Annotated in this window: 22 protein-coding genes and 1 pseudogene; 16 read left to right on the forward strand and 7 right to left on the reverse strand. The window is 65.0% G+C overall.

From position 1 onward, the window contains the following. Positions 1–27: 27 nt before the first annotated feature. The 3 genes from FMZ75_RS01180 to FMZ75_RS01190 form a co-directional block, all read right to left on the reverse strand. The gene (locus FMZ75_RS01180; protein WP_166140995.1) at positions 28–1,512 is read right to left on the reverse strand and encodes a PLP-dependent aminotransferase family protein; all 1,485 of its coding nucleotides are present in this window, start codon (positions 1,510–1,512) and stop codon (positions 28–30) included. A 381-nt stretch (positions 1,513–1,893) separates the two neighbouring features. Next, a complete protein-coding gene (locus tag FMZ75_RS01185; protein ID WP_166140996.1) occupies positions 1,894–3,045 on the reverse strand; it encodes a murein L,D-transpeptidase family protein in 1,152 nt (383 codons plus the stop codon). Positions 3,046–3,141: 96 nt separating this feature from the next. After that, positions 3,142–3,669: an adenine phosphoribosyltransferase gene (locus FMZ75_RS01190; protein WP_166140997.1), complete on the reverse strand. Its 528-nt coding sequence runs from the start codon at positions 3,667–3,669 to the stop codon at positions 3,142–3,144. Between the two features lie 309 nt (positions 3,670–3,978). On the opposite strand from FMZ75_RS01190, the gene FMZ75_RS01195 reads away from it, so the two are divergent. Then, complete coding sequence (locus FMZ75_RS01195; RefSeq protein WP_166140998.1) at positions 3,979–4,614, forward strand: transglycosylase domain-containing protein; 636 nt, start codon at positions 3,979–3,981, stop codon at positions 4,612–4,614. A 135-nt stretch (positions 4,615–4,749) separates the two neighbouring features. After that, on the forward strand, positions 4,750–5,406 hold the full coding sequence (locus tag FMZ75_RS01200) for a transglycosylase domain-containing protein (protein WP_166140999.1): 657 nt from the start codon (positions 4,750–4,752) through the stop codon (positions 5,404–5,406). A 13-nt stretch (positions 5,407–5,419) separates the two neighbouring features. Here FMZ75_RS01200 and FMZ75_RS01205 read toward each other — a convergent pair whose 3' ends face one another. Further along, positions 5,420–6,301, reverse strand: coding sequence for an S-methyl-5'-thioadenosine phosphorylase (locus FMZ75_RS01205; RefSeq protein WP_166141000.1), 882 nt, complete (start codon positions 6,299–6,301; stop codon positions 5,420–5,422). Between the two features lie 384 nt (positions 6,302–6,685). Between FMZ75_RS01205 and FMZ75_RS01210 the strand changes: the two genes are divergently transcribed. The 6 genes and pseudogenes from FMZ75_RS01210 (at position 6,686) to FMZ75_RS01235 (ending at position 11,940) form a co-directional block, all read left to right on the forward strand. After that, a complete protein-coding gene (locus tag FMZ75_RS01210) occupies positions 6,686–7,249 on the forward strand; it encodes a F0F1 ATP synthase subunit delta (RefSeq protein WP_108917082.1) in 564 nt (187 codons plus the stop codon). Then, positions 7,249–8,778, forward strand: a complete 1,530-nt coding sequence (gene atpA / locus FMZ75_RS01215) for a F0F1 ATP synthase subunit alpha (protein WP_166141001.1) — start codon at positions 7,249–7,251, stop codon at positions 8,776–8,778. The genes FMZ75_RS01210 and atpA overlap by 1 nt, the downstream gene beginning before the upstream one ends. A 150-nt stretch (positions 8,779–8,928) precedes the next feature. Continuing rightward, on the forward strand, positions 8,929–9,810 hold the full coding sequence (locus tag FMZ75_RS01220; RefSeq protein WP_166141002.1) for a F0F1 ATP synthase subunit gamma: 882 nt from the start codon (positions 8,929–8,931) through the stop codon (positions 9,808–9,810). 49 nt (positions 9,811–9,859) lie between these two features. Further along, a pseudogene (gene atpD / locus FMZ75_RS01225) lies at positions 9,860–11,275 on the forward strand (F0F1 ATP synthase subunit beta); the annotation flags it as partial. Between the two features lie 6 nt (positions 11,276–11,281). Then, positions 11,282–11,545 carry a hypothetical protein gene (locus FMZ75_RS01230; protein WP_166141003.1) on the forward strand — a complete coding sequence of 88 codons (264 nt, stop codon included), beginning with the start codon at positions 11,282–11,284 and terminating at the stop codon, positions 11,543–11,545. Next, positions 11,542–11,940 (forward strand): F0F1 ATP synthase subunit epsilon, encoded by a 399-nt coding sequence (locus FMZ75_RS01235; protein WP_166141004.1) that lies wholly within the window; start codon positions 11,542–11,544, stop codon positions 11,938–11,940. Before FMZ75_RS01230 ends, FMZ75_RS01235 begins: the two co-directional genes overlap by 4 nt. A gap of 273 nt (positions 11,941–12,213) precedes the next feature. Here FMZ75_RS01235 and FMZ75_RS01240 read toward each other — a convergent pair whose 3' ends face one another. The 3 genes from FMZ75_RS01240 to FMZ75_RS01250 all read right to left on the reverse strand — a co-directional run bounded on the left by FMZ75_RS01240 (position 12,214) and on the right by FMZ75_RS01250 (position 14,185). Beyond that, positions 12,214–12,384: a hypothetical protein gene (locus FMZ75_RS01240; protein WP_159288969.1), complete on the reverse strand. Its 171-nt coding sequence runs from the start codon at positions 12,382–12,384 to the stop codon at positions 12,214–12,216. A 194-nt stretch (positions 12,385–12,578) separates the two neighbouring features. Next, positions 12,579–13,292 (reverse strand): hypothetical protein, encoded by a 714-nt coding sequence (locus FMZ75_RS01245; protein WP_166141005.1) that lies wholly within the window; start codon positions 13,290–13,292, stop codon positions 12,579–12,581. A gap of 59 nt (positions 13,293–13,351) precedes the next feature. Continuing rightward, on the reverse strand, positions 13,352–14,185 hold the full coding sequence (locus FMZ75_RS01250) for a hypothetical protein (protein ID WP_207783229.1): 834 nt from the start codon (positions 14,183–14,185) through the stop codon (positions 13,352–13,354). Positions 14,186–14,547: 362 nt separating this feature from the next. Between FMZ75_RS01250 and FMZ75_RS01255 the strand changes: the two genes are divergently transcribed. The 8 genes from FMZ75_RS01255 to FMZ75_RS01290 all read left to right on the forward strand — a co-directional run. Further along, entirely contained in the window at positions 14,548–14,865 is a 318-nt protein-coding gene (locus tag FMZ75_RS01255; RefSeq protein ID WP_108917076.1) for a 2Fe-2S iron-sulfur cluster-binding protein, read from the forward strand. Further along, positions 14,862–15,200: a DUF2849 domain-containing protein gene (locus tag FMZ75_RS01260; protein WP_166141006.1), complete on the forward strand. Its 339-nt coding sequence runs from the start codon at positions 14,862–14,864 to the stop codon at positions 15,198–15,200. The genes FMZ75_RS01255 and FMZ75_RS01260 overlap by 4 nt, the downstream gene beginning before the upstream one ends. Further along, entirely contained in the window at positions 15,197–16,921 is a 1,725-nt protein-coding gene (locus FMZ75_RS01265) for a nitrite/sulfite reductase (RefSeq protein WP_166141007.1), read from the forward strand. Before FMZ75_RS01260 ends, FMZ75_RS01265 begins: the two co-directional genes overlap by 4 nt. After that, positions 16,905–17,405 (forward strand): DUF934 domain-containing protein, encoded by a 501-nt coding sequence (locus tag FMZ75_RS01270; protein WP_166141008.1) that lies wholly within the window; start codon positions 16,905–16,907, stop codon positions 17,403–17,405. Before FMZ75_RS01265 ends, FMZ75_RS01270 begins: the two co-directional genes overlap by 17 nt. Continuing rightward, positions 17,402–18,151, forward strand: coding sequence for a phosphoadenylyl-sulfate reductase (locus FMZ75_RS01275; protein ID WP_142863192.1), 750 nt, complete (start codon positions 17,402–17,404; stop codon positions 18,149–18,151). The genes FMZ75_RS01270 and FMZ75_RS01275 overlap by 4 nt, the downstream gene beginning before the upstream one ends. Further along, entirely contained in the window at positions 18,148–19,065 is a 918-nt protein-coding gene (gene cysD, locus FMZ75_RS01280; RefSeq protein WP_166141009.1) for a sulfate adenylyltransferase subunit CysD, read from the forward strand. Before FMZ75_RS01275 ends, cysD begins: the two co-directional genes overlap by 4 nt. Continuing rightward, positions 19,065–20,693, forward strand: coding sequence for a sulfate adenylyltransferase subunit CysN (gene cysN / locus FMZ75_RS01285; protein ID WP_166141031.1), 1,629 nt, complete (start codon positions 19,065–19,067; stop codon positions 20,691–20,693). Before cysD ends, cysN begins: the two co-directional genes overlap by 1 nt. A 1,459-nt stretch (positions 20,694–22,152) precedes the next feature. Continuing rightward, positions 22,153–22,848: ISAs1 family transposase (locus tag FMZ75_RS01290; protein WP_166141010.1), on the forward strand; the 696-nt coding region annotated here is incomplete at its 3' end.

Raw genomic sequence — 22,848 nt, forward strand, 5'->3', positions numbered from 1 at the left:
CCGTCTTCGTCCAGATCGGCCGAACGATCAACAGGGTAGCGCGGTTTCGGCGATGCCGGCGCCGGCCGCGCGGCGCAGGCGCCCGATGACGCGCTCCGCCTCGCCGGCGTCGAGGCTGCCGAAGCCGAGCCGCAGCCCGCGCCCGCGCTGCGGCGGCGCCGCGAAGCAGCTGGAGGGCAGGAAGCGCAGACCATTGGCGGCGGCGTCGCGCTCCAGCACGTCGAGCGTCGCCTCGTCGCGGAAGGTCGTCCAAAAGGCGAGGCCGCCCGCAGGGGTGCGGAAGCGGATCGCGTCGCCGAAGGCGCGGGCGAGGGATGCGCCGAAAGCGTCGCGCCTCTGCGCATAGATTTGGCGCGCCTTGCGCACATGGCGGCGCAACTCGCCGGAATCGACGAGAGCGGCCACGGCGAGCTCGGTCAGCGCATTGCCCTGGCGATCGACGCCGGCGGCGGCGTTGGCCATGGATCTCACCACCGGCGGCGGCGCGACGACATAGCCGATGCGCAATCCCGGCAGCAGCAGCTTGGACATGGAGCCGACATAGATCACCCGTCCGGGCGCATAGCTCGCCATGGGCAGCAGCGGCTGCCGCTCGAAATGATATTCGTGATCGTAATCATCCTCGATGATCGCGAACTCATATTTGGCGGAAAGGTCCAAGAGGCGCAGCCGCCGTTCCGGGGTCAGCGGAACAGTGGTCGGAAACTGATGGTGCGGCGTCACATAGATCGCGCGCACGGGCCGCCCGCGGCACAGACGCTCGACATCCTCCACATCGACGCCGTCCTCGTCCAGGCGGACGCCGATCACCTCGGCGCCGGCGCCGGCGAAGGCCGCGCGCGCCGCCGAATAGCCGAGGCCTTCCACCAGCACGACGTCGCCCGGCGCGACGAGAATGCGCGCGGCGAGGAATATGCCCATCTGGCTACCGCGCGTGATGCAGACATCCTCCGCGTCCACGATGAGCCCGCGATGCGAGGCCAGCATCGCCGCTATGGCGCGGCGCAGCTCGCCGGTTCCGCGCGGATCGCCGTAGCCGAGCCCGCCGCAGCGCGCCGCGCGCCGTCCGGCGTCGCGATAGGCGCCGAGCAGAGTGTCGATCGAGAAGAGCCGCGCATCGGGAAGCCCGTCGTCTATGGCCAGTCCCTCGCCGGCCGGCACAAAGGCGGGGTCGGGCGTCGCGCGGAAGGGAAAGCCGGGCGTGCGCGGATCGGCGGAGGCTTTGCGCGGCGCCGGAAGCGTCTCGGGCAGCTCGGCGGAGACGAAAGTGCCGCGCGTGCCATGGGTGGCGAACCAGCCCTGGGCGACCAGCTCGTCATAGGCGAGCACGATGGTCTTGCGATTGACGCCGAGCGATTCTGCGAGCTCGCGGCTGCTGGGCAGCGCCGCCCCCGGCGTGAGCCGCCCGCTCCGCACATCGTGAATGAGCGCATGGACGATCTGCAGATAGAGGGGCGCGCCGCGGCGCGGATCGATCTCGCGCGACAGGCTATAGGCGAAGGGTCGCGACATTGGACCCCTCCACTCGGCATTATTGCTCTTTTCTCAGGGCCGCGGGCAGCTTCCTCCGGGCGCGCCGGCTCTGTCAAGTCACGGGGCCGCCTCGCATCTTTGGACCCGTCGGCGTGCGAATCTTGGCGGTTTAACGCCGCTTTCGCTCCGCTAGCCTCGCTTTTGTCGCAACCGAACAAGGAGCGGGAGCCATGCAGACGAGCAGCGCGGGCGTCGTGAAAGCTTTGATGGGAATTGGCGGAGTGCTCGCCTTCTTCCTCATTGTGATGCACCAATTGTCGCAATTGTTCCGTTGACCGCCGGACGCCGGGAAGAGTCCGAGCGGCAGTGCGTCGGCGCGCGATCTGCGCGTCGACGCACTGCCGCAGGCCATTCGATCGATCACCAGCCGGCGATGCGGCGGCAGGAGCCGCCGGCGGCCCCGAAGGCGTAGCGCGATCCGCAGGCATAGGCGGTCGGCGGCTCGCCGGTCTGCTCGAAGAGGTCGTAGCCTTCCTTCAAATTTTGCCAGAAGCCGCTCCATTGCTGGTGCTCCGGCGGCGCCGCCCAGAGATTGGTCCAGTCGCCCTGCGTCTCCTTGGCCAAGGCCAAATCGGTCATGCGAAAGGGGAAGATGTGGACCGGCACCTCGTGCTGCCCGTCGCGCAGCGCGGCTTCCACCAGGCCGTAGATTTCCTCGATCACCTTGTCGGTCATGGCGAAACAGCCGACCGATTTGCAGGCGCCATGGACCATCAGCGCGGCGCCGGTGCGGCCGTTCTGCTTGTCGAAGGCGTTGGGAAAGCCGATGTCGAAGGCGCGGTGATAATGCGAGTTCGGATTGAGCTGGCGCGCCGAGACGCTGTAGAAGCCCTCGGGCGATTGATAATCCCCGGATTTCAGCTTGGGCCCGAGACGGCCGGACCATTTGCAGATCGGATAGGTCCGATAGAGCGCGTAACGCTCGCCCTGCTTGCGCCATAGCTCGAGCTCGCCCTCCTTCTTGAAGATGCGGACATAGACCGCCGCGCCCAGGCGGAAATTGCCGTCGTCGCGGCGTAGCGGCGTGGGCTGCTCGTGGGCCGGCGGGGTCTCGGCCAGAGCGAGCGCCTGCGTGGCGGCGGGCGGCGAGACGGCGACGGGCGGGAGAGCGGTCGCCGCCGAGGGCTCGGCGGGGAGATTGCGCGGCCGCGCCGGCGGCAGCGGCGCCTCGCCGGGCGCGACGGGAATGTCGAGCGTCGGCTCCAGCGGCGCCAGCGGCGGCAGCGCCGCGAGGAAGGAGGGCGGCCGCGCGCGCGGCGCGGAGGTCGGCGCCTCCTCGATCTCGGCCGGCGCGGCCGGCTCGGCGAGCCGAGCGGTCTCGACGATCGCGCCGCGCAGGTTTTGCAGCATGGGGCCGAAGGGATTTGCGCGCGAATCGACGTCGGGTCGACGCGGCGCCTCCTCCCGCAGCGCGGGACCGCGCCAGGCGAAGGTCGCAAAAACGCCGATCTCGACGGCGCTGAGCGCGAGCGCCATGGCGAGCAGAAGAGGGCGCGACGGTTTCGACGGCATGGCGATCGTCAGGGAATCAGCAAAAATGCATTACGAAACGCGATATTGGCGAAGGAACGGCCGAGGCGCGGCCAAAAGCGCGCCCGGCCATGTAAATCAATGCCCCTCGAAGGTGACGAGCCGGCGCACCGGCACGCCGAGCGATTCGATCTTCTGCGCGCCGCCGAGCTCCGGCAGATCGATGACGAAACAGGCGGCGATGACCTCGGCGCCGATCTTCTGCAGCAGCTTGACGGCGCCTTCCGCCGTGCCGCCGGTGGCGATGAGATCGTCGACGAGAATGACGCGCTCGCCCTTCACCACCGCATCCTCGTGAACCTCCATCTCGTCCACGCCATATTCCAGCGAATAGGCGATGGAGACGGTCGTATGCGGCAGCTTGCCCTTCTTGCGCACGGGCACGAAGCCGGCCGACAATTGATGCGCCACCGCGCCGCCCAGAATGAAGCCGCGCGCCTCCATGCCCGCCACCTTGTCGATCTTCGTGCCGGCCCAGGGCTGCACCAATTCGTCCACCGCGCGGCGAAACGCCCTGGCGTCGCCGAGCAGCGTCGTGATGTCGCGGAACATGATGCCGGGCTTGGGATAGTCGGGAATCGTGCGGATTGCGGAAGCGAGGGTCATGTTGCGAAATCTCGTCGGATTTGTTCGGCTCGTCGGTTCATAGCGCATTCTCGGCCGAAAGGCATCTCACGCGACCGCCGCATTCCGGCCGCAGGAGCGCCGACAGACGACCGATTTTCACCGCAAAGATCAGTATATCGGGTGAAGCAGTATTACGCGGTCCGGGGTGGGGTTCTACTGCAAAGACTCGGGGCGTCACCCCCTCCCGATCGCCTTCGGCGCTCTACCTCCCCCGCGAAGGGGGAGGTAGAAACGCTGCTTCAGGCGCCATTTCTCGTTCACCCGATTTCCCTGCGAGGAGAAATTCATATGGCTGATTTCAAACGACGTATCATTCCTGCCATCCTGATTGCGGCGGCCGCGGCGAGTCTCGGCCTCGTCGGCTATGAGGCGGTCTCGGTCGCGCTCGCCCGTTCCGAGACGCCGGAGATTTTCGCGCGCTACGAGGCGGCGACCGACAATGGCGCGAAACTGCCTGCCGGCCTGTCCAGCGAGCGAATCGAGACGCTGATCAAAGTGCAGGACCCGAGCTTCTGGACGCATGGCGGCGTCGATTGGAGCGCGCCGCTCACCACCACTACCGTCACGCAATCCGTGGTCAAACGGCTCTATTTCGAGAATTTCCAAAAGGGCTTCGCGAAGATCCGCCAGACGCTGATCGCGCAATTCGCGGTGGGGCCGCTGACCTCCAAGAACGCCCAGCTCGCCGCCTTCATCGATGTGAACGGATGGGAGCCCGCGGCGCAAAAATGGTTCGGCAAAAGACTGGCGGCATTGAACGACGACGAATTTCTCGCGCTCGTCGCCACCAACAACAGCCCGAAGGATCATGCGCCGGGAACGCGAGCCAACGCCGAGCGCGTGCGGCGCATCGAGAAATACCTCGCCGGCCTCTGCGAGCGGCGCGGATTTTCCGATGTGTGGCTGGAGAGTTGCGCCGAGTAGTCGAATTGCGCTGATTAGTCGCGTCTCGCCGCAATCGCTCCGCGAGATGGTCATGCGCCGGTCGCGCCGCCGCCCATTTTGCTCGTAAATCTCCCGACCGAAAATGCGAGGCGAGCGTCGGCGGGAGTGTGTTTTATGCGAGATGCGAAAAGACGGGCGCGCTCATTCGCAGCGGCGACAGCGGGCTCGGCGCTGGCCGCCTTCGCCGGCGCGGCTTTCGCGGCGCTCGTCGGTTATGAGGCCGTCTCGGTCGCGCTCGCCCGCTTCGCCACGCCGGCGCTGTTCGCGCGTTATGAGGCGGAAACCGATCACGGCGCCAAACTGCCGCCCGGCTTCTCGCGCGAGCGCATCGAGACGCTGCTGCGCGTGCGAGACCCACGCTTCTGGACGCATGGCGGCGTCGATTGGAGCGCGCCGCTCGGCGGCACGCTCGCGCAATCGGTGACGAAAAAGCTCTATTTCGTCGATTTCAAGCCGGGCTTCGGCAGGATTCGCCAGACGCTGATCGCGCAATTCGCCGTCGGCGCGCTGACTTCGAAGAGCGCGCAGATCGCCGCCTTCATCGATGTGAACGGCTTCGATCCGGCGGCGCGCAAATGGTTCGGCAAGCCGCTGGCGGAATTGGACGACGGCGAGTTTCTCGCGCTCGTCGTCGCCGTCGATGATCCCAAAGACTTCGCGCCGGGCACGCAAGCCAACGCCGAGCGCGTGCGCCGCATCGAGAAACATCTCGCCGGGCTCTGCGAGCGGCGCGGCTCTTCCGACGTCTGGCTGGACGATTGCGGGGATTGAGGCGCTCTTCGCTTTACGTCGCCGCGCCGCTCGCCCGCGCGACAATGACGCCGAGCTTCTCCATCAGCGCCGGATCGCGCGCCTCGGGCGCCGTCAGAATGGCGGTGTCGAGCGCGCGGTCGGAGCCGATCGGGCAGGGCTCGTGCTCATGTGGAAAATCGGCGAGCAGGCGCGCGAGCAGACGGCTCGCCTTGTCGGCGTTGTCGCGCACGACGGCGATGACCGAGGCGACATCGACATTGTCGTGCTCTGGATGCCAGCAATCGAAATCCGTGACCATTGCGATGGTCGCGTAAGAGAGTTCCGCTTCGCGCGCGAGCTTCGCCTCCGGCATGGCGGTCATGCCGATGACGTCATAGCCCGCGGCCTTGTAGGTCAGCGATTCCGCGTAAGACGAAAATTGCGGACCTTCCATGCACACATAGGTTCCGCCGACGGAATGCTCCATGCCTTCAATCTTCGCCGCGGCGGCGATGCGCTTGGCCAGCAGCGGCGCCACCGGATGCGCCATTGACACATGCGCGACGCAGCCATTGCCGAAAAAGGAGGATTGCCGGCCGAAGGTGCGATCGACGAATTGATCCGGCAGCACGAAGAGTCCCGGATAGAGCTCCGATTTGAACGAGCCGCAGGCGGAGACGGACACGAGATCGGTGACGCCCGCCTGCTTCAGCGCGAAAATATTGGCGCGATAATTTATGCCCGAGGGCGAGAACACATGACCGCGCCCATGCCGCGGCAGAAACACGACCTGCGTCTCGCCGATGCGGCCGAAATGCAGCGCGTCCGACGGATCGCCCCAGGGCGTCGTGACGCGCTCCTCGCGCAAATCCTGCAAGCCTGGCAGGTGATAGACGCCCGATCCTCCGATGATGCCGACAACCGCTCGCGTCATCTTTCGTCTCCGACTGTGGATAGGATTTCGCAGTGCCACGCTCGCGCGACCGGCGCAAGCGGCGATACGCCGCCGGCCTGTTCCGAAAAATTGCGAAGCGCCTAAAAATTCAACGTAGTCAAAGGCCAAGCCGAGGCTCTGCGCGCGACGAAATGGGAATGGCGCTTTTTTGGGCGATCGTCGAAACTGCCCTCTTCGCAGCCTTCGCAGGGTTGCGCCGCAAAATATGCTGTGTTAGGGGACGATCGCCTTGGAGCTGGGGCGTCGCCCTTGGCTCCTTCCCCCGACAATACGTTGTTCGAGGCCATTGCGGATTTCGTCGCACGCAGACCTGCGTTGCGCGCGAGGCGCCTCGAGTGACGGCGATCCGAGAGCGATACGCAAGTGGCTTCAGGCGGAGACGATCTATCCGGAGTAGCGGGGCGATACGCCTCGGCCCTTTATGATCTCGCGGTGGAGAAAGGCTCCACGGACGAGATCGCGACGGCGCTGCGCGGCTTTGCCGCGCTGATCCAAGAGAGCGCGGATCTCGAGCGCCTGATCAAGAGCCCGGTCTATTCTGCCGAAACGCAGATCAAGGCTCTCTCTCCCATTCTCGACGCCGCCGGCGTCACGGGCGTCGCGGCCAATTTCGTGAAGCTCGTCGCGACAAAACGTCGCCTCTTCGCTCTCCCCGCCATCATCGAGGCCTATGGCAAGCTGCATGACGCCGCCAAGGGCGTCGTGCGCGCCGACGTCACGGTGGCCGCGCCGCTCGCCTCTCATCACGAGAGCGCGCTGCGCGATGCGCTCCTCGGCGTCGCCAGCGGCAAGACGATCGACCTCGAGGTGAAGGTCGATCCGGCGATCATCGGGGGTCTCGTCGTCAAAATCGGCTCGCGTATGCTCGACGCGTCGCTGAAGACCAAGCTCAATTCCATTCGAACACGCATGAAAGAGGTCGGCTGATGGCTATCCGCGCCGCAGAGATTTCCGCGATCCTCAAGAATGAGATCGCTAATTTCGGCAATGAGGCCGAAGTCGCAGAGGTCGGTCAGGTTCTGTCCGTCGGCGACGGCATCGCCCGCGTCTATGGTCTGGACAATGTCCAGGCCGGCGAGACGGTGCTGTTCGAGAACGGCATCACCGGCATGGCGCTCAATCTCGAGAGCGACAATGTCGGCGTCGTGATCTTCGGCTCCGACCGCGACATCAAGGAAGGCCAGACCGTCAAGCGCACCGGCGCCATCGTCGACGTTCCGGTCGGCAAGGGCCTGCTCGGCCGCGTCGTCGACGCGCTCGGCAATCCGATCGACGGCAAAGGCCCGATCTTCTACGAGAGCCGCTCGCGCGTCGACGTGAAGGCTCCCGGCATCATTCCGCGCAAGTCGGTGCATGAGCCGATGGCGACCGGCCTCAAGGCCATCGACGCGCTGATCCCGATCGGCCGCGGCCAGCGCGAGCTGATCATCGGCGACCGCCAGACCGGCAAGACCGCCGTGGCGCTCGACACCATCCTGAACCAGAAGTCGCTGAACGACGGAACCGACGAGAAGGCCAAGCTCTACTGCGTCTATGTCGCGGTGGGTCAGAAGCGCTCCACCGTCGCGCAATTCGTGAAGGTGCTGGAGGAGCGCGGCGCGCTCGACTATTCGATCGTCGTGGCGGCCACCGCCTCCGATCCGGCGCCGATGCAGTTCCTGGCGCCCTTCGCCGGCTGCGCCATGGGCGAGTATTTCCGCGACAATGGCCTGCACGCCGTGATCGTCTATGACGATCTTTCGAAGCAGGCCGTCGCCTATCGCCAGATGTCGCTGCTGCTGCGCCGTCCTCCGGGACGCGAGGCCTATCCGGGCGACGTGTTCTATCTGCACTCCCGCCTGCTCGAGCGCGCCGCCAAGCTCAATGACGAGCGCGGCGCCGGCTCGCTCACCGCTCTGCCGGTCATCGAGACGCAGGCCAACGACGTGTCGGCCTATATTCCGACGAATGTCATCTCGATCACCGACGGTCAGATCTTCCTGGAGACGGACCTCTTCTACCAGGGCGTCCGCCCGGCGGTGAACGTCGGCCTCTCCGTGTCGCGCGTCGGCTCCGCCGCCCAGACCAAGGCGACGAAGAAGGTCGCCGGCAAGATCAAGGGCGAGCTCGCTCAATATCGCGAGATGGCCGCCTTCGCTCAGTTCGGCTCCGATCTCGACGCGGTGACGCAGCGCCTCCTCAATCGTGGCGCGCGCCTGACCGAGCTGTTGAAGCAGCCGCAATTCTCGCCGCTGAAGATGGAAGAGCAGACGGTGGTGATCTACGCCGGCGTCAACGGCTATCTCGATCCGCTGCCGGTGAACCGTGTGCGCGCTTTCGAGGACGGTCTGCTGGCGCTGCTGCGCACGCAGCATCCGAACATCCTCGAGACGATCCGCACGACCAAGGATCTGCCGGATGCGACGGCCGCCGAGCTGAAGGGCGTCCTCGACGCCTTCACGAAATCCTTCGCCTGACGCGCGCAACCAAGGATCGGAAGCAATGGCCCGTCATTGCGAGCGCAGCGAAACGATCCAGAGCCGCTCGGCGGCTCTGCGATCGCATCGCGGCTTCGCTTCTCGCAATGACGACAGGCCGGCTCCGGTCGCAATGAGACGGGTTCTCTCATGCCCTCGTTGAAGGATCTTCGAAACCGCATATCTTCCGTCAAGGCGACGCAGAAGATCACCAAGGCCATGCAGATGGTCGCGGCGGCCAAGCTGCGCCGCGCCCAGGCGGCGGCCGAGGCGGCGCGTCCCTATGCCGAGCGCATCGAGAAAGTGCTCGCCAATCTCGCCGGGGGCGTCTCCACCGGCGCGCCCGTGCTGCTCTCTGGCAATGGCCGGGACGAGACGCATCTTCTCGTCGTGGCGACCGCCGAGCGCGGCCTCTGCGGCGCCTTCAATTCTTCGATCGTCCGGCTCGCCCGCGAGCACATCCAGCGCCTGCAGGGCCAGGGCAAGACGGTCAAGATTCTCTGCGTCGGCAAGAAGGGCTACGACCAGCTCCGCCGCAATTACGAGAAGAACATCATCGAGCTCGTCGAGCTTCGCGGCGTGCGCCAGATCGGCTTCGATCAGGGCGACGCGATCGGCCGCAAGGTCATCGATCTGTTCGAGCGTGGCGAGTTCGATGTGGCGACGCTGTTCTTCTCGCGCTTCAAATCTGTGATTCAGCAGTTTCCGACGGCGCTGCAGCTCATTCCGGCGCAGATTTCCGCCAATGAGAACGAGGCGGCCGCGGGCGGCGCCCTGGCGATCTATGAATATGAGCCCGGCCAGGACGAGATTCTGGCCACGCTGCTGCCCCGCAACATATCGGTGCAGATTTTCCGCGCATTGCTCGAGAACGCCGCTTCCGAGCAGGGCGCGCGCATGAGCGCGATGGACAACGCCACGCGCAACGCCGGCGACATGATCAAGAAGCAGACGACGCTCTACAATCGGTCACGTCAGGCGATCATCACCAAGGAACTCATCGAAATCATCTCGGGCGCCGAGGCGCTCTGACCAGAACAACAGCCGAGAGGACGAGACAATGGCTACCCCCACGACCACGGGTCACATCACGCAGGTGATCGGCGCTGTCGTCGACGTGAAGTTCGACGATCATTTGCCGGAAATCCTGAACGCGCTGGAGACCAGCAATCAGGGCGCGCGCCTCGTCCTCGAAGTTGCGCAGCATCTCGGCGAGAATTCCGTGCGCACCATCGCCATGGACTCGACGGAAGGCCTCGTGCGCGGCACGCCCGTGACCGACACGGGCGCCCCCATCTCGGTGCCGGTCGGCGACGAGATGCTCGGCCGCATCATCAATGTCATCGGCGAGCCGGTCGACGAGGCCGGCCCCATCGTGACGGCGACCAAGCGCGCCATTCACCAGCCGGCTCCGTCCTACGCCGAGCAAGCGACCGAGGCGCAGATCCTCGAGACGGGCATCAAGGTCGTCGACCTGCTCGCGCCCTACGCCAAGGGCGGCAAGGTCGGACTGTTCGGCGGCGCGGGCGTCGGCAAGACCGTCATCATCATGGAGCTCATCAACAATATCGCCAAGGCGCACGGCGGCTATTCGGTCTTCGCCGGCGTCGGCGAGCGCACCCGTGAGGGCAACGACCTCTATCACGAGATGATCGAGGGCGGCGTCAACAAGAAGCCCGAGAACGGCTCCGCCGCCGGCTCCAAGGCCGCGCTGGTCTATGGCCAGATGAACGAGCCCCCGGGAGCCCGCGCCCGCGTCGCGCTGACCGGCCTCACCGTCGCCGAGGACTTCCGCGACAAGGGCCAGGACGTGCTCTTCTTCGTCGACAACATCTTCCGCTTCACCCAGGCGGGCTCGGAAGTGTCGGCTCTGCTCGGCCGCATTCCTTCGGCGGTGGGCTATCAGCCGACGCTCGCCACCGACATGGGCGCGCTGCAGGAGCGCATCACCACGACGACCAAGGGCTCGATCACCTCGGTGCAGGCCATTTACGTGCCGGCCGACGATCTGACCGATCCGGCCCCGGCCGCCTCCTTCGCCCATCTCGACGCGACGACCGTGCTCAACCGCTCGATCGCGGAAAAGGGCATCTATCCGGCCGTCGATCCGCTCGACTCGACCTCACGTATGCTGTCCCCGGCGATCGTCGGCGAAGAGCATTACGAGGTCGCCCGCAAGGTGCAGTCGACGCTGCAGCGCTATAAGTCGCTGCAGGACATCATCGCGATCCTGGGCATGGACGAGCTCTCGGAAGAGGACAAGCTGACCGTGGCGCGCGCCCGCAAGATCGAGCGCTTCCTGTCGCAGCCTTTCCACGTCGCCGAAGTGTTCACCGGCGCGCCGGGCAAGCTCGTCGCGCTCGCCGACACGATCAAGGGCTTCAAGGGCCTCGTCGAAGGCCAATACGACCATCTCCCCGAGGCCGCCTTCTACATGGTCGGCACGATCGAGGAAGCGGTCGAGAAGGCCGCCAAGCTCGCCAAGGAAGCGGCGTAACGACACATGTCGCGCCTCGCCATTTATGTGGCCTGGGGCGCGATCGTCTCGCTTTGCGTCTATCTGGGCGTGGCGGTGGGCGGAGCGCGTTGCGCTTTCGACTGCTTTTACACGCTTCCCTATGGTCCCAAGGCCTGTCCGGAGCTTCGTTGCGATGGCGAGCAGCGGGTCGGGGCGGTCGTCGGAATGATGGCCGGAGTCATGCTGTGCGTGGCGGGCGGCCAGATCGCGCAAATGCTGAACCGAGCTTTTAGAGGTAGACGAAAATGACCGCTTTCCACTTCGAACTCGTCTCTCCCGAGAAGCTTCTGTTCTCGGGAGAAGTGGACGCCGTCGTCGCTCCCGGCGCCGAGGGCGTGTTCACCGTTCTCAAAGACCATGCGCCGGTGATGACGGTGCTGAAGCCGGGCGTCGTCGAGATCGACGAGGGCGGCAAGAAAGAAAAGCTGTTCGTGCGCGGCGGCTTCGCCGATGTCGGCCTCGGCGGCTTCACCATTCTGGCCGAATACGCCATTCCGGTCGCCGAGCTCGACGCCGCCAAGCTCGACGCGGACATCAAAAATGCGAGCGAGGATGTCGCCGACGCCAAGGGCGACGAGGCGCGCCGCATCGCGGCCGAAAAGCTCGCTCAGCTGCAGGAGCTGAAGACGGCTCTCGCTCTGTAAAAGACGCGTCGTCTCACGGTTCCAGAGCCTCTCCGCCGAAGGCTCTCCGATCATATGCCGCAAAGAAAAGCGAGCGCTATCCGATCCTATTGGATCGGATAGCGCTCGCTCTGTTTCTGGGCGCGGCTCGGACCGGCGCGCCCGTGGGTCGGCGCGCCCCTGGACCGCGAGCCTTTGGGCGCGCTCAAAAATCTTCGGCTGCGATGAAGCAGCTCACGAGAGCGTTTCCGGCCGAAGCGCACACCGTTTCGGCGGAAAGGCTCGAAAGCGCGCTCAATGCTGGGCGGATTCCTGACGGCCGGCCCGACTGCGGGCGTGCGACTGAGCTCCCGCCGGCAGGCTGGTGCGGTCGATATAGCCCGGCTGATATTCGCCGCACCATTCATCGGCGGCGACGGCCGGCCATGCAGTGTCTGTGTTTCCCTGCTGACCCGCGCCGCGCATCGGCAGCGGGGCGTTGCGCCGGCATTGAGCGGCCGGTTGGTGCCAAAAACGGCAATCTCCGCAGTGCATAGCAGTCTCCTGTGTGGGACTCGGCACAGCGCTAATCCGCCCCGCTGAGAAAGGTTCCGAACAGGGGCGCGGCCCGGCGCCGCACTCCGGCGACGGCGTGGCTGCGCGAGCGCACGAGCCGCGGCTCATTTCAGGAATTGCGCGCCTTCCAGCCGGCGCCGCAGCTCGAAACTGTGGAATTGCGTGAAGATGGGCGCGATCCACGCTTTCAGCGCCGCTCGAATGACGATCGACATTTCCGGCGGCGGCGCCACCAGCAGCCGGCTCAGCGAAACATCCGGCTGTTCCAGCGTTTTCGCGACGGCGCCGTCCAGCGGGCCGATGACAAATCGGCGCGTCGATGGATAATGGCCGAGCGTCTCATGCGCATAGGCCCCGAGCGGCGCGGCGCCTTCGTTCTGCACCACCACCATGGGAAGATCGCGCCATGACGCGCTGAGCGATTGCGCGCTGGCCAGCGCCGATTCCGACGAGTCCGCATGGAAGAGGACGATCGGCTCGACGCCGCGCAAATGCGCTTCCTCAACAAAGCCGATTTCTTTCACCGTCTTGAAGAAGCGGTCGTAGCTGCGCTGCCAGACATCGACGATCTTGGGAACGCCGTCGTCGACCAGCAGCCTGTCGAACAAGGAAATCTGGCCGCGTATGGCGGCGATGTCGATGACCTGCGTGCGATCGGGAAACAATTCGTGATAGCGCGGCGCGTGAGGATCGGTGTCGAAGCCTTCGACGTCGGCGAGGCGCGAGAGATAGAAGTCCGTCAGCAGCCGCGCGGTCGTCGAAACGCCCGATCGCGGATGCGGGGAACAGGCGACGAACACCAAAGTGCGTCGACTCATTTTTCACTCTCTCGGCGCCGCCCGAGGCTCGCTCTGCCACCAACCACACGAGCTCGGCGCTATGCGCCCTCCCTGCCGGCGATGCGATCCAGCAGACGGATGCGATCGAATTCGTCGGCGATCCTGTTCTGCCAGGTGCGGACATAGCCGCGAAGGACGAAGGAATGGTCCGCCGGCTCCCCTTCCGCCGTCCGATTGGCGACGAAGGTGGAAAAAGGCGCGCCGGCGATCTCCACCTGTTCATAGGACAATTCGTTGAGCTTGGGGATGGTGATCTCGCCCGCCGTCTCCACCTTCTCGAAATATTTGCGGTTCGTCACAGGGTCCCACTCGAAAAATGTGGTGTCGTTGACATGGTTCTTGACGAGGAAATAATCGGCGTCATCGACATAAGGGGCGACTTCGGCGATCTCGTCCAGCGAGGCGATCGACGAGCCGAGCACATGGAACAGGATGAAGCCGACTTCCCCTTCCGCCACGGCGTCGAGAAAGCCGGTGTCCTGCAGCGCCTGCAAGGCGGGCTCCAGCCCGCCGGCGCGGACGTCGACGACGCTGACCCTCACCTGAGCCGTGGCCAGAGTGTCGATGATCTTCATTTGATCCGAAGTCGAGGTCAAATCGACGACGCTGGTCTGATCGGGATGAAAGCGATAGAGCGTGCCGCGCGGGGTCTCCGTATCGAAGGCCCGGGTCAAGACATTATTGGCGGCGAGATAGTCGAGCAGCACGCGGGCGATCGTCGTCTTGCCCACGCCGCCCTTGTCGGCGCCCACCAGAATGAGCGTCGGCCGACCTCTCTGAGGCGCGAGCGCAGGAGCTTTCTCCCGCACGACCGGCGGCCGCTCCTCGCGAGCCGAACTCTGCTTGGTTTCTTTGGTCGGTCTTTGAGCCATGGCCTAGCACCTATATCGCTCGCGCCCGCGTTCGGGCGGCAGGAACCTAAATCCCTTACCATTTATGCATTGCGCACGCCGAGAATTTTCTCGCCGCGGCGGGCGCGATCGAAACCATTCCGGATAATACCACGAAACTCGTTTGTAGTTTATCCGAAAGGCGCTGCCTATTATAGTGAATTGACATTCTCGCGACGTCGAATAATTAGGTCGCACATTTTCGAAGATTTGCGGTTTTTCACGCTGTCGCCGGATGATACGGCGATCGGCGTGGCCACATCGTCCGGCGCGAGACGCTCGCGCCGGGCCGAAAGCCGAAGGAAGGGCGCCTCTGCGGCGAAGGGGCCTGTTCGGAGAAAAGGATGAGCGTGATCCGTGTCGAGGACGCAGACGGCGTCACCCACGAGCTGGAGCCTGTGGAAGGCTGGCGATTGATGGAGATTCTGCGGGATTATGGGATGGGCATGGAGGGCACATGCGGCGGCGCGGTCGCCTGCGCCTCCTGCCATATCGTGCTCGATCCCGAATGGGCCGACAAGGTCGCGCCGCCGCGCGAGGACGAGATCGACAAGCTCGACGAGCTGCCCTTCCTGCACGAGACCTCGCGGCTATCCTGCCAGATCATCTGGTCGGACGAGCTCGACGGGCTGAAGATCACTCTGGTCAAGGAGCCGACATGACGCGGGCCGTCGATCCGAAATTCTCGCCCAAGATTCTGCTCGCCTCCGATCTCGCCGAGGGCGACGTCGTGTTCTGGGGGCCGGACGGCTGGGAGCGCGATCTCCTGCGCGCGAAAATTGCTTATGACGAAGCCGCGGCGGCGACGCTGGACGCGGCGGGCAAGGCGGCGGTCGCCGCCAATCGCGTCGTCGACGCCTATCTGGTCGATGTTTCGGTGGATGCCGCCGGCGCGCCGACGCCGTCGCATTTTCGCGAGAAGTTCCGCGCCGCCGGCCCGAGCGTGCGGCGCGATCTCGGCAAGCAGGCATGGCTGCAAGGAGCGGGGAACAGATGACTGCGCATGATCCGGCCCTGCCGCCGCGCCCCAATTCCGCGCCGACGATCTACGCCTATGACGAATATGACCGCGCCTTCGTGCGCGAGCGCGTGGCGGAATTCCGTGGGCAGGTGGAGCGGCGCCTCGCCGGCGCGCTGACGGAGGAGGAATTCCGTCCGTTCCGCCTGATGAACGGGCTCTATCTGCAGCTGCACGCCTATATGCTGCGCGTCGCCATTCCCTATGGCTCGCTCACCTCGCGGCAAATGCGCCAGCTCGCCTATATCGCCGACAAATGGGACAAGGGCTACGGCCATTTCACCACGCGGCAGAACCTGCAATATAATTGGCCCAAGCTCGTCGATGTGCCGGATATTCTCGAGGCGCTCGCCGACGTCGACATGCACGCCATTCAGACCTCCGGCAATTGCATTCGCAATGTGACCGCCGATCATTTCGCCGGCGTCGCCGCCGATGAGCTGGAGGACCCGCGGCCAACGGCCGAGTTTCTGCGCCAATGGTCGAGCGCCCATGCCGAATTCAGCTTCCTGCCGCGCAAGTTCAAGATCGCGGTGAGCGGCGCCGAGCATGACCGCGCCGCGATCAAGATTCACGATATCGGCCTGCGCATCGTGAAGAATGCGGAAGGCGCGATCGGCTATGAGGTGATCGTCGGCGGCGGTCTCGGCCGCACGCCTTTCGTCGGCAAGCTGCTGCGGGAGTTTCTGCCGCGCGCCGATCTGCTCGCCTATCTCGAGGCGATTCTGCGCGTCTATAATCGCTTCGGCCGTCGCGACAACAAATACAAAGCGCGCATCAAAATTCTCGTGCACGAGACCGGGCTCGACGAAATTCGCGCTCAGGTGGAGGCGGAATATTCCGCCATGGATCGCGCGCCTTTCGCCTATGACGCGCAGGAGCTGGAGCGCGTCGTCGCCGCTTTCGCGCCGCCGGATTACGAGACCTTGCCGGCGCATTCGGACGGCTTTGAAAAGGCCCAGGCGGAGAACGCCGAATTCGCCGCCTTCGCCGCGGTGAATGTCGCGTCGCACAAGGCTCCCGGCTACGCCATCGTCACTGTCTCGCTGAAGCCGATCGGCGGCATTCCCGGCGACGCCACCTCTGCGCAGATGCGCGCGCTGGCCGATGCGGCGGACACATATGGTTTCGGCGAGTTGCGCGTCAGCCATGAGCAGAACATCATTCTTCCGCATGTGAAGCAGGATGATCTCCTCGCTCTGTGGCGCGATCTCTCGGCGGCGGGCCTTTCGACCGCCAACGCCGGGCTCATCAGCGACATCATCTCCTGCCCGGGGCTCGACTATTGCTCGCTCGCGACGGCGCGCTCCATTCCGATCGCTCAGGCGATCTCGGAGCGTTTCGCCGATCTCGAGCGTCAGCGCCTCATCGGCAAGCTGGGGATCAAGATTTCCGGCTGCATCAACGCCTGCGGACATCATCACATCGGCGCGATCGGCATTCTCGGCCTCGAGAAGAAAGGCGTCGAATCCTATCAGATCACGCTCGGCGGCGATCCGACGCTCTCGGCCTCGATCGGCGAATTGCTCGGTCCCGGCGTGTCGGCGGAAGAGGTTCCCGACGTGATCGAGAGCCTGGTGCAATTCTATCTCGCCGAGCGGCGCGACGGCGAGGCTTTCATCGACACATGGCGGCGCTTGGGCCATAAGCGTTTCAAGGAATCTGCGCGCCGGGAGGGCGAGGATGGCTCTGGTATCTGACGGCGCTTTCATCGCGGACGAGTGGCGCCGGCTCGCCGATGAGGAATCCCTGCCCGGCTCCGGCAAGGTGATCGTGTCGCTCGAGCGGCTGCCCGCCGCGCTGGAAGATGCGCGGCTGACGGCGCTCGGCGTCTATGTCGCCAATACGACGGATCCCAAGGCGCTCGCGCCTCATTTCGCGCGTCTCGCGCTCATCGACATCGCCTTTCCGGCCTTCACCGATGGGCGCGGCTTCTCGCTCGCGCGGCTGCTGCGCCGCGAAGGTTTCGCGGGCGAATTGCGGGCGAGCGGCCGGCTGACGCCGGATCAATATTTGCACGCGATCGGCGGCGGCTTCAACACGATCGAGATTCCCGACGAACTCGCCGCGCATCACGGCGAGGCCAATTGGGCCAAGGCGCGTCAGGCGCGCAGCCTCTCCTATCAGCGCGGCGTCGCGGGCGGCGCATCTATACTCGAACGCCGGCGAAAGGGCGTGGCATGAAGACGTCGATCGTCGAAACGCTCGCGCCGCGCCTCGCGCCGCTCGATCTCGATCATCGCCTGAAGCTCACGCGCGAGGTCATTCCCGGCCGCATCGTCTTCACGACGAGCTTCGGCATAGAGGATCAGCTCGTCACCCATTCCATCTTCACCCAAGGCCTCGAGATCGATGTGGTGACGATCGACACGGGCCGTCTCTTCGAGGAGACGATCGCGCTTTGGGAGAAGACCGAGGCGCGCTATGCGCGGCGCATTCACGCCGCCTATCCGCAGGCGCTGCCGCTCGCCGATTATGTCGCCGAGCATGGCGTCAACGGCTTCTATCGCTCGGTCGAGAATCGCAAGGGCTGCTGCCATATTCGCAAGGTGGAGCCGCTGTCGCGCCTGCTCGCCGGCGCCTCCGCCTGGGTGACGGGCCTGCGCGCCGATCAATCGCAGGCGCGCGAGGGCGTGCATCTCATCGAGAGCGACGCCGAGCGTCGGCTGGTCAAGCTCAATCCGCTCGCCGATTACACGCGCGAGGCCATCGTCGCCGCGACGGAGGAATTCAGCGTGCCGGTGAACGAGCTGCACGAGAAGGGCTTTCTCTCCATCGGCTGCGCGCCCTGCACGCGCGCGCTGGAGCCCGGCGAGAGCGAGCGCGCCGGCCGCTGGTGGTGGGAAGAGGACGAGAAGAAAGAATGCGGCCTGCATGTCGGGCCGGACGGAAGGCTGACGCGCGGCGCGGCGCCGGAGAGCTCGCAATGAACGCGCTGGCGGCAAAGCCCCTCGGCCATTTGGATCGGCTGGAGGCGGAGAGCATCCACATCATGCGCGAGGTCGTCGCCGAATGCGAGCGGCCGGTGATGCTCTACTCCATCGGCAAGGATTCGGCGGTGATGCTGCATCTCGCCATGAAGGCCTTTTATCCGTCGAAGCCGCCATTCCCGCTGCTGCATGTCGACACGACATGGAAGTTCAAGGAAATGATCGCCTTTCGCGACCGCCGCGCGGCCGAAACGGGCCTCGAGCTGCTCATCCACACCAATCCGGAAGGGGTCGCGATGAATATCGATCCCACCGTGCACGGGTCGCAGCTCCATACGCAGATCATGAAGACCGACGCGCTGAAGCAGGCGCTCGACAAATGGAAATTCGACGCGGCCTTCGGCGGCGCGCGGCGCGATGAGGAGAAATCCCGCGCCAAGGAGCGCGTGCTCTCCTTCCGCAACGCCCAGCATCGCTGGGATCCGAAGGCGCAGCGCCCCGAGTTCTGGCGCCTCTACAACGCGCGCAAGGGTCCGGGCGAGAGCCTGCGCGTGTTTCCTCTGTCCAATTGGACCGAGGCCGATGTGTGGGACTACATCGCGCGCGAGGGCATCGATGTCGTGCCGCTCTATTACGCCAAGGAGCGGTCGGTGATCGATCGCGGCGGTATGCTCATCATGGTCGACGATGATCGCCTGAAGCTGCAGCAAGGCGAGACCGTGCAGCAGAGGCTGGTGCGCTTCCGCACGCTCGGCTGCTATCCGCTGACCGGCGCGATCGAGAGCTCCGCGGCGACGCTGGAGGAGATCATCGCCGAAATGCGTGCGAGCCGCTCCTCCGAGCGTCAGGGCCGCCTCATCGATCACGACGGCTCTTCCTCCATGGAGCAGAAGAAGCAGGAGGGTTATTTTTGATGCACGGCGGCCTCGCCACGCCCGCGCCGCTGCGCGCCCCCGTCGGGCCGGCGCCCGCCGACAAGCCCCTGCTGCGCTTCATCACCTGCGGCTCGGTGGACGACGGCAAGTCGACGCTGATCGGCCGTCTGCTCTATGACGCCGATCTCGCGGCCGACGATCTCATCGCCGCGCTCGAGAAGGATTCGAAGAAGCACGGCACGCAGGGCGACGACCTCGATTTCGCGCTGCTCGTCGACGGCCTCGCCGCGGAGCGCGAGCAGGGCATCACCATCGATGTCGCCTATCGCTATTTCGCGACGGAGAAGCGCAAGTTCATCGTCGCCGACACGCCCGGCCATGTGCAATACACGCGCAATATGGCGACCGGCGCCTCGACGGCGGAGCTCGCCGTTCTGCTCGTCGATGCGCGCAAGGGCCTTTTGGATCAGACGCGCCGTCACAGCGTCATCGTCTCCATGCTCGGCGTGCGCCATGTCGTCGTCGCCGTCAACAAGATGGACCTCGTCTCCTATTCGCAGGAGATTTTCGCCGACATTGAGCGCGACTTCCGCGCCTTCGCCGAGCAATTGCGCTTTCTCACCATTCAGGTGATTCCGCTCGTCGCCAAGGACGGCGACAATCTCGTTCATGCGAGCAAGAAAATGGACTGGTATTCCGGTCCGCCGCTGCTCGCCTATCTCGAGAGCGTCGCCTCGGACGACAACGCCCGCGTGCTGCCCTTCCGCTTCCCCGTGCAATGGGTGAACCGGCCGTCCCATGATTTCCGCGGCTTCTCCGGCTTCATCGCCGGCGGCAACGTAAAGCCGGGCGACATCGTCCGCATTTTGCCGTCCGGCCGCGACACGACGATCGCGCGCATCGTCACCTATGACGGCGATCTCGCCCATGCGGTGGCCGGCCAATCGGTGACGCTGACCCTCACCGAAGAGATCGACATTTCCCGCGGCGACATGCTCGCCTCGCCGGTGTCGCCGGCCAAGATCGGCGATCGCCTGTCGGCCCGGCTGCTATGGCTGGTGCGCGAGCCGCTCACGCTGGACAAGAGCTATCTTTTAAAGCTCGGCGCGCGAACGACGCCGGCTTTTGTGAAGCAGGTCGCCTCGCACATAAAGATCGAGACCGGCCTCGCCGAGCCGCTCGCCGATGCGTCGCAGACGCTCGCCTTCAACGAGATCGGCGAGGCGGAGCTGTGGCTCGACACCGCCATCGCCTGCGATCTCTATGAGGACAATCGCGAGACCGGCGGCTTCATCCTCATCGACCGCGTGACCAATGAGACGGTCGCCGTCGGCATGGTGAAGCAATCGGCCTGGACCGAGCGCAGCGCGCGCAATGGCGTGGAGGCGAGCTACGCCTCCATGGAAGGCGTGCCGCCGCCCGATCATCTGCTGCATCCGACGCCTTTGCGCAGCCTGGTGAAATCGCTGTCCTGGCGCGTGCCCGGCAGCGTCATCACTTTCGCCGCGGCCTTTCTGTTCACGCAGGACACGGGCATATCGGCGGCGATCACCGGCACGGAGATCATCTCCAAAATCGTGCTCTATTATCTGCACGAGCGCCTGTGGACGCGCTTCGCCGTCGGCCTCACCAAGGGCGAGCCGCCGCACGACGATACGGGATTGTAAGGACGCTCGACGCGCGCTCGGTCCTGGTCAGACGGGCGTTTCCACCCTCCCCTTAAGGGGGAGGGTCGGATGGCGAAGCCATCCGGGGTGGGGTTCCACGGCAAAGACTCGGGGGCATCCCCTCCCGAGCGCCTTCGGCGCTCGACCTCCCCCCTCGAGGGGGAGGTGGAAGCGCCTCTTCCGGCGCGGGTCTTGCTCGCCCGGCGCCTGCCGAATTTCGCGCGTATCTATTGCACGGCGGAGGCCGCTTGCAAAAGCATGTGAGCTTTATCGGATAATTTGCGTTGTTTATTTGGTCGCTAAATGGCGTGCTTCCGACGGCATTGGGCGATCTTAAAACACTAGTCTTACTTCCTCGGCCGTGGCAGAAGCGGCGCCTTCAATCGACCACGCGTGTGCAAAATCCCTAACATCAGCTAAGGTCTCGTTGTCATGCCAAGTCGTCACGGGGCTGTCGTTCCTCCCGACTGAACCGTCTCCGACAATGAGTTCATCAATAATATCATGAACCCTCTCGCAATCGTCGCCGACGACGCAGATCAGGGCCACCCTGTCTCGGATGCACCTTTCCACAAAGTCACCCAAGAGAGGTGAGTCCCAAGGCGGCGCATGCAAGATGAGTTTCCTAGCGTAAGGCATGAAAGATGGTAATTCACAATGGCAAAAGCGGTAAATAGGTAATTTTGATCGCTAATTGACACCGACGACGAGGGTGCGCGCAAACGGAGCCGTACGGCTCCTCCGTCCCCTCCCCTTGACAATCTCCAGAATATATTCCTATACTCCCTCACCCTCGCCGAACGGCAAGGGCCTCGCCCTGGGGTAGGGCGGGGCCGGCGGGGGCGCGGTTTCGAGAGAGGCGGGGCGGCTACCCTCGTTCACGCGCTCGACGCCACTCCGCCGGCGCGGCTTCTCCTTCGTGCGGAGGCATTTGGAAACAAATGCAAAAGCCGGCCGAATATCCGAGGTTCGCGCGGGGATAGACTACCGAAATGGGAAAACAACCCTGGGCCCGGAGGCGGAGCAGAGGAGGGGCAGAACCGCGTTTCGGGACGCCAAAGCTTCCGATGCGTCTTTGACTACAAAGGCCCTGGCCGACGGCGGCCGCGGCGTCCCGAACGACCTTGCATCACCTGCGCGACGCGGCGGGGCGCATTCGCGCGCCCTGGATTCACTCTGCGGCCGTCATGGCCGGGCTTGTCCCGGCCATCCACGCCGTGCAGCTGAGAAACCGAGGGAAAGCTCCCGCTATCGACGGATTCGCCCCACGGCGCGGTCGTTGGAGCTTCGGCGTCGCGCCAAACGTCTTAAGACGCTTCGGCGTCCTGGCGTGGATGGCCGGGACAAGCCCGGCCATGACGTCGGGGGGCGACCAGGGCTCCGAATTCGGGTTAACGGCGGTTAACGGATCGGCTCAGGCATGATTCCCTATCGGGGGAGTGATTCTGGAGCCGCCGTGATGAGCCTCGCCTTCGCCCTGTTCAAAGAGAAGTCGCGTCTGAAGGCGCTTCTCGACCATTTCTCGATCATCGACGATCCGCGCGAGCCCTGGCGCGTCGCGCATCCGCTTCGCGAGGTGCTGCTGCTCGTCGTCTGCGCCTCCATGGCCGATTGCGATCATTTCGACTCCATCGCCTCTTGGGGCGAGGCGAATCTTCCCTTCCTGCGCCGCTATTTGCCTTATGAGCATGGAGTTCCCGGCGGACGCTGGCTCACCCTGCTCATGAACCGCGTCGATCCGGCGCTGTTCTCGGCCGCCTTCACCGCATGGGTGCGCGAGACCTGGCCGGAGCGCCCCGAGCTCATCGCCATCGACGGGAAGACCTCGCGCCGCAGCCATGATCGCGCCGAGGACAAAGCCCCGCTGCATCTCGTCTCCGCCTTCGCCACGACCAGCCGCCTCGTGCTCGGGCAGGAGGCGGTGGAGAGCAAGAGCAACGAGCTGTCCGCCATTCCCGTCCTGCTCGATCGCCTCTCGGACGGCGGCGCGCTGAAAGGCGCTCTCGTCTCCATCGACGCGATCGCCACCAACGCCAAGATCGCCCAGGCGATCGTGGACAAGGACGCCGATTATCTGCTCGCCGTCAAAGCCAATCAGCCGACGCTGCGCGCCGAGATCGAGAGCGCCTTCGCCGCTGCGACGCGCATCGACACA

Source organism: Methylosinus sp. RM1 (assembly GCF_011378635.1).
Taxonomy (GTDB): Bacteria; Pseudomonadota; Alphaproteobacteria; order Rhizobiales; family Beijerinckiaceae; genus Methylosinus; species Methylosinus sporium.

Excerpts from the sequence above, each read along its gene's own strand:
- FMZ75_RS01180 (WP_166140995.1), bottom strand. The coding sequence starts at position 1,512 with ATGTCGCGACCCTTCGCCTATAGCCTGTCGCGCGAGATCGATCCGCGC.
- FMZ75_RS01185 (WP_166140996.1), bottom strand. The coding sequence starts at position 3,045 with ATGCCGTCGAAACCGTCGCGCCCTCTTCTGCTCGCCATGGCGCTCGCG.
- FMZ75_RS01190 (WP_166140997.1), bottom strand. The coding sequence starts at position 3,669 with ATGACCCTCGCTTCCGCAATCCGCACGATTCCCGACTATCCCAAGCCC.
- FMZ75_RS01195 (WP_166140998.1), top strand. The coding sequence starts at position 3,979 with ATGGCTGATTTCAAACGACGTATCATTCCTGCCATCCTGATTGCGGCG.
- FMZ75_RS01200 (WP_166140999.1), top strand. The coding sequence starts at position 4,750 with ATGCGAGATGCGAAAAGACGGGCGCGCTCATTCGCAGCGGCGACAGCG.
- FMZ75_RS01205 (WP_166141000.1), bottom strand. The coding sequence starts at position 6,301 with ATGACGCGAGCGGTTGTCGGCATCATCGGAGGATCGGGCGTCTATCAC.
- atpA (WP_166141001.1), top strand. The coding sequence starts at position 7,249 with ATGGCTATCCGCGCCGCAGAGATTTCCGCGATCCTCAAGAATGAGATC.
- FMZ75_RS01220 (WP_166141002.1), top strand. The coding sequence starts at position 8,929 with ATGCCCTCGTTGAAGGATCTTCGAAACCGCATATCTTCCGTCAAGGCG.
- FMZ75_RS01230 (WP_166141003.1), top strand. The coding sequence starts at position 11,282 with ATGTCGCGCCTCGCCATTTATGTGGCCTGGGGCGCGATCGTCTCGCTT.
- FMZ75_RS01235 (WP_166141004.1), top strand. The coding sequence starts at position 11,542 with ATGACCGCTTTCCACTTCGAACTCGTCTCTCCCGAGAAGCTTCTGTTC.
- FMZ75_RS01240 (WP_159288969.1), bottom strand. The coding sequence starts at position 12,384 with ATGCGCGGCGCGGGTCAGCAGGGAAACACAGACACTGCATGGCCGGCC.
- FMZ75_RS01245 (WP_166141005.1), bottom strand. The coding sequence starts at position 13,292 with ATGAGTCGACGCACTTTGGTGTTCGTCGCCTGTTCCCCGCATCCGCGA.
- FMZ75_RS01250 (WP_207783229.1), bottom strand. The coding sequence starts at position 14,185 with ATGGCTCAAAGACCGACCAAAGAAACCAAGCAGAGTTCGGCTCGCGAG.
- FMZ75_RS01255 (WP_108917076.1), top strand. The coding sequence starts at position 14,548 with ATGAGCGTGATCCGTGTCGAGGACGCAGACGGCGTCACCCACGAGCTG.
- FMZ75_RS01260 (WP_166141006.1), top strand. The coding sequence starts at position 14,862 with ATGACGCGGGCCGTCGATCCGAAATTCTCGCCCAAGATTCTGCTCGCC.
- FMZ75_RS01265 (WP_166141007.1), top strand. The coding sequence starts at position 15,197 with ATGACTGCGCATGATCCGGCCCTGCCGCCGCGCCCCAATTCCGCGCCG.
- FMZ75_RS01270 (WP_166141008.1), top strand. The coding sequence starts at position 16,905 with ATGGCTCTGGTATCTGACGGCGCTTTCATCGCGGACGAGTGGCGCCGG.
- FMZ75_RS01275 (WP_142863192.1), top strand. The coding sequence starts at position 17,402 with ATGAAGACGTCGATCGTCGAAACGCTCGCGCCGCGCCTCGCGCCGCTC.
- cysD (WP_166141009.1), top strand. The coding sequence starts at position 18,148 with ATGAACGCGCTGGCGGCAAAGCCCCTCGGCCATTTGGATCGGCTGGAG.
- cysN (WP_166141031.1), top strand. The coding sequence starts at position 19,065 with ATGCACGGCGGCCTCGCCACGCCCGCGCCGCTGCGCGCCCCCGTCGGG.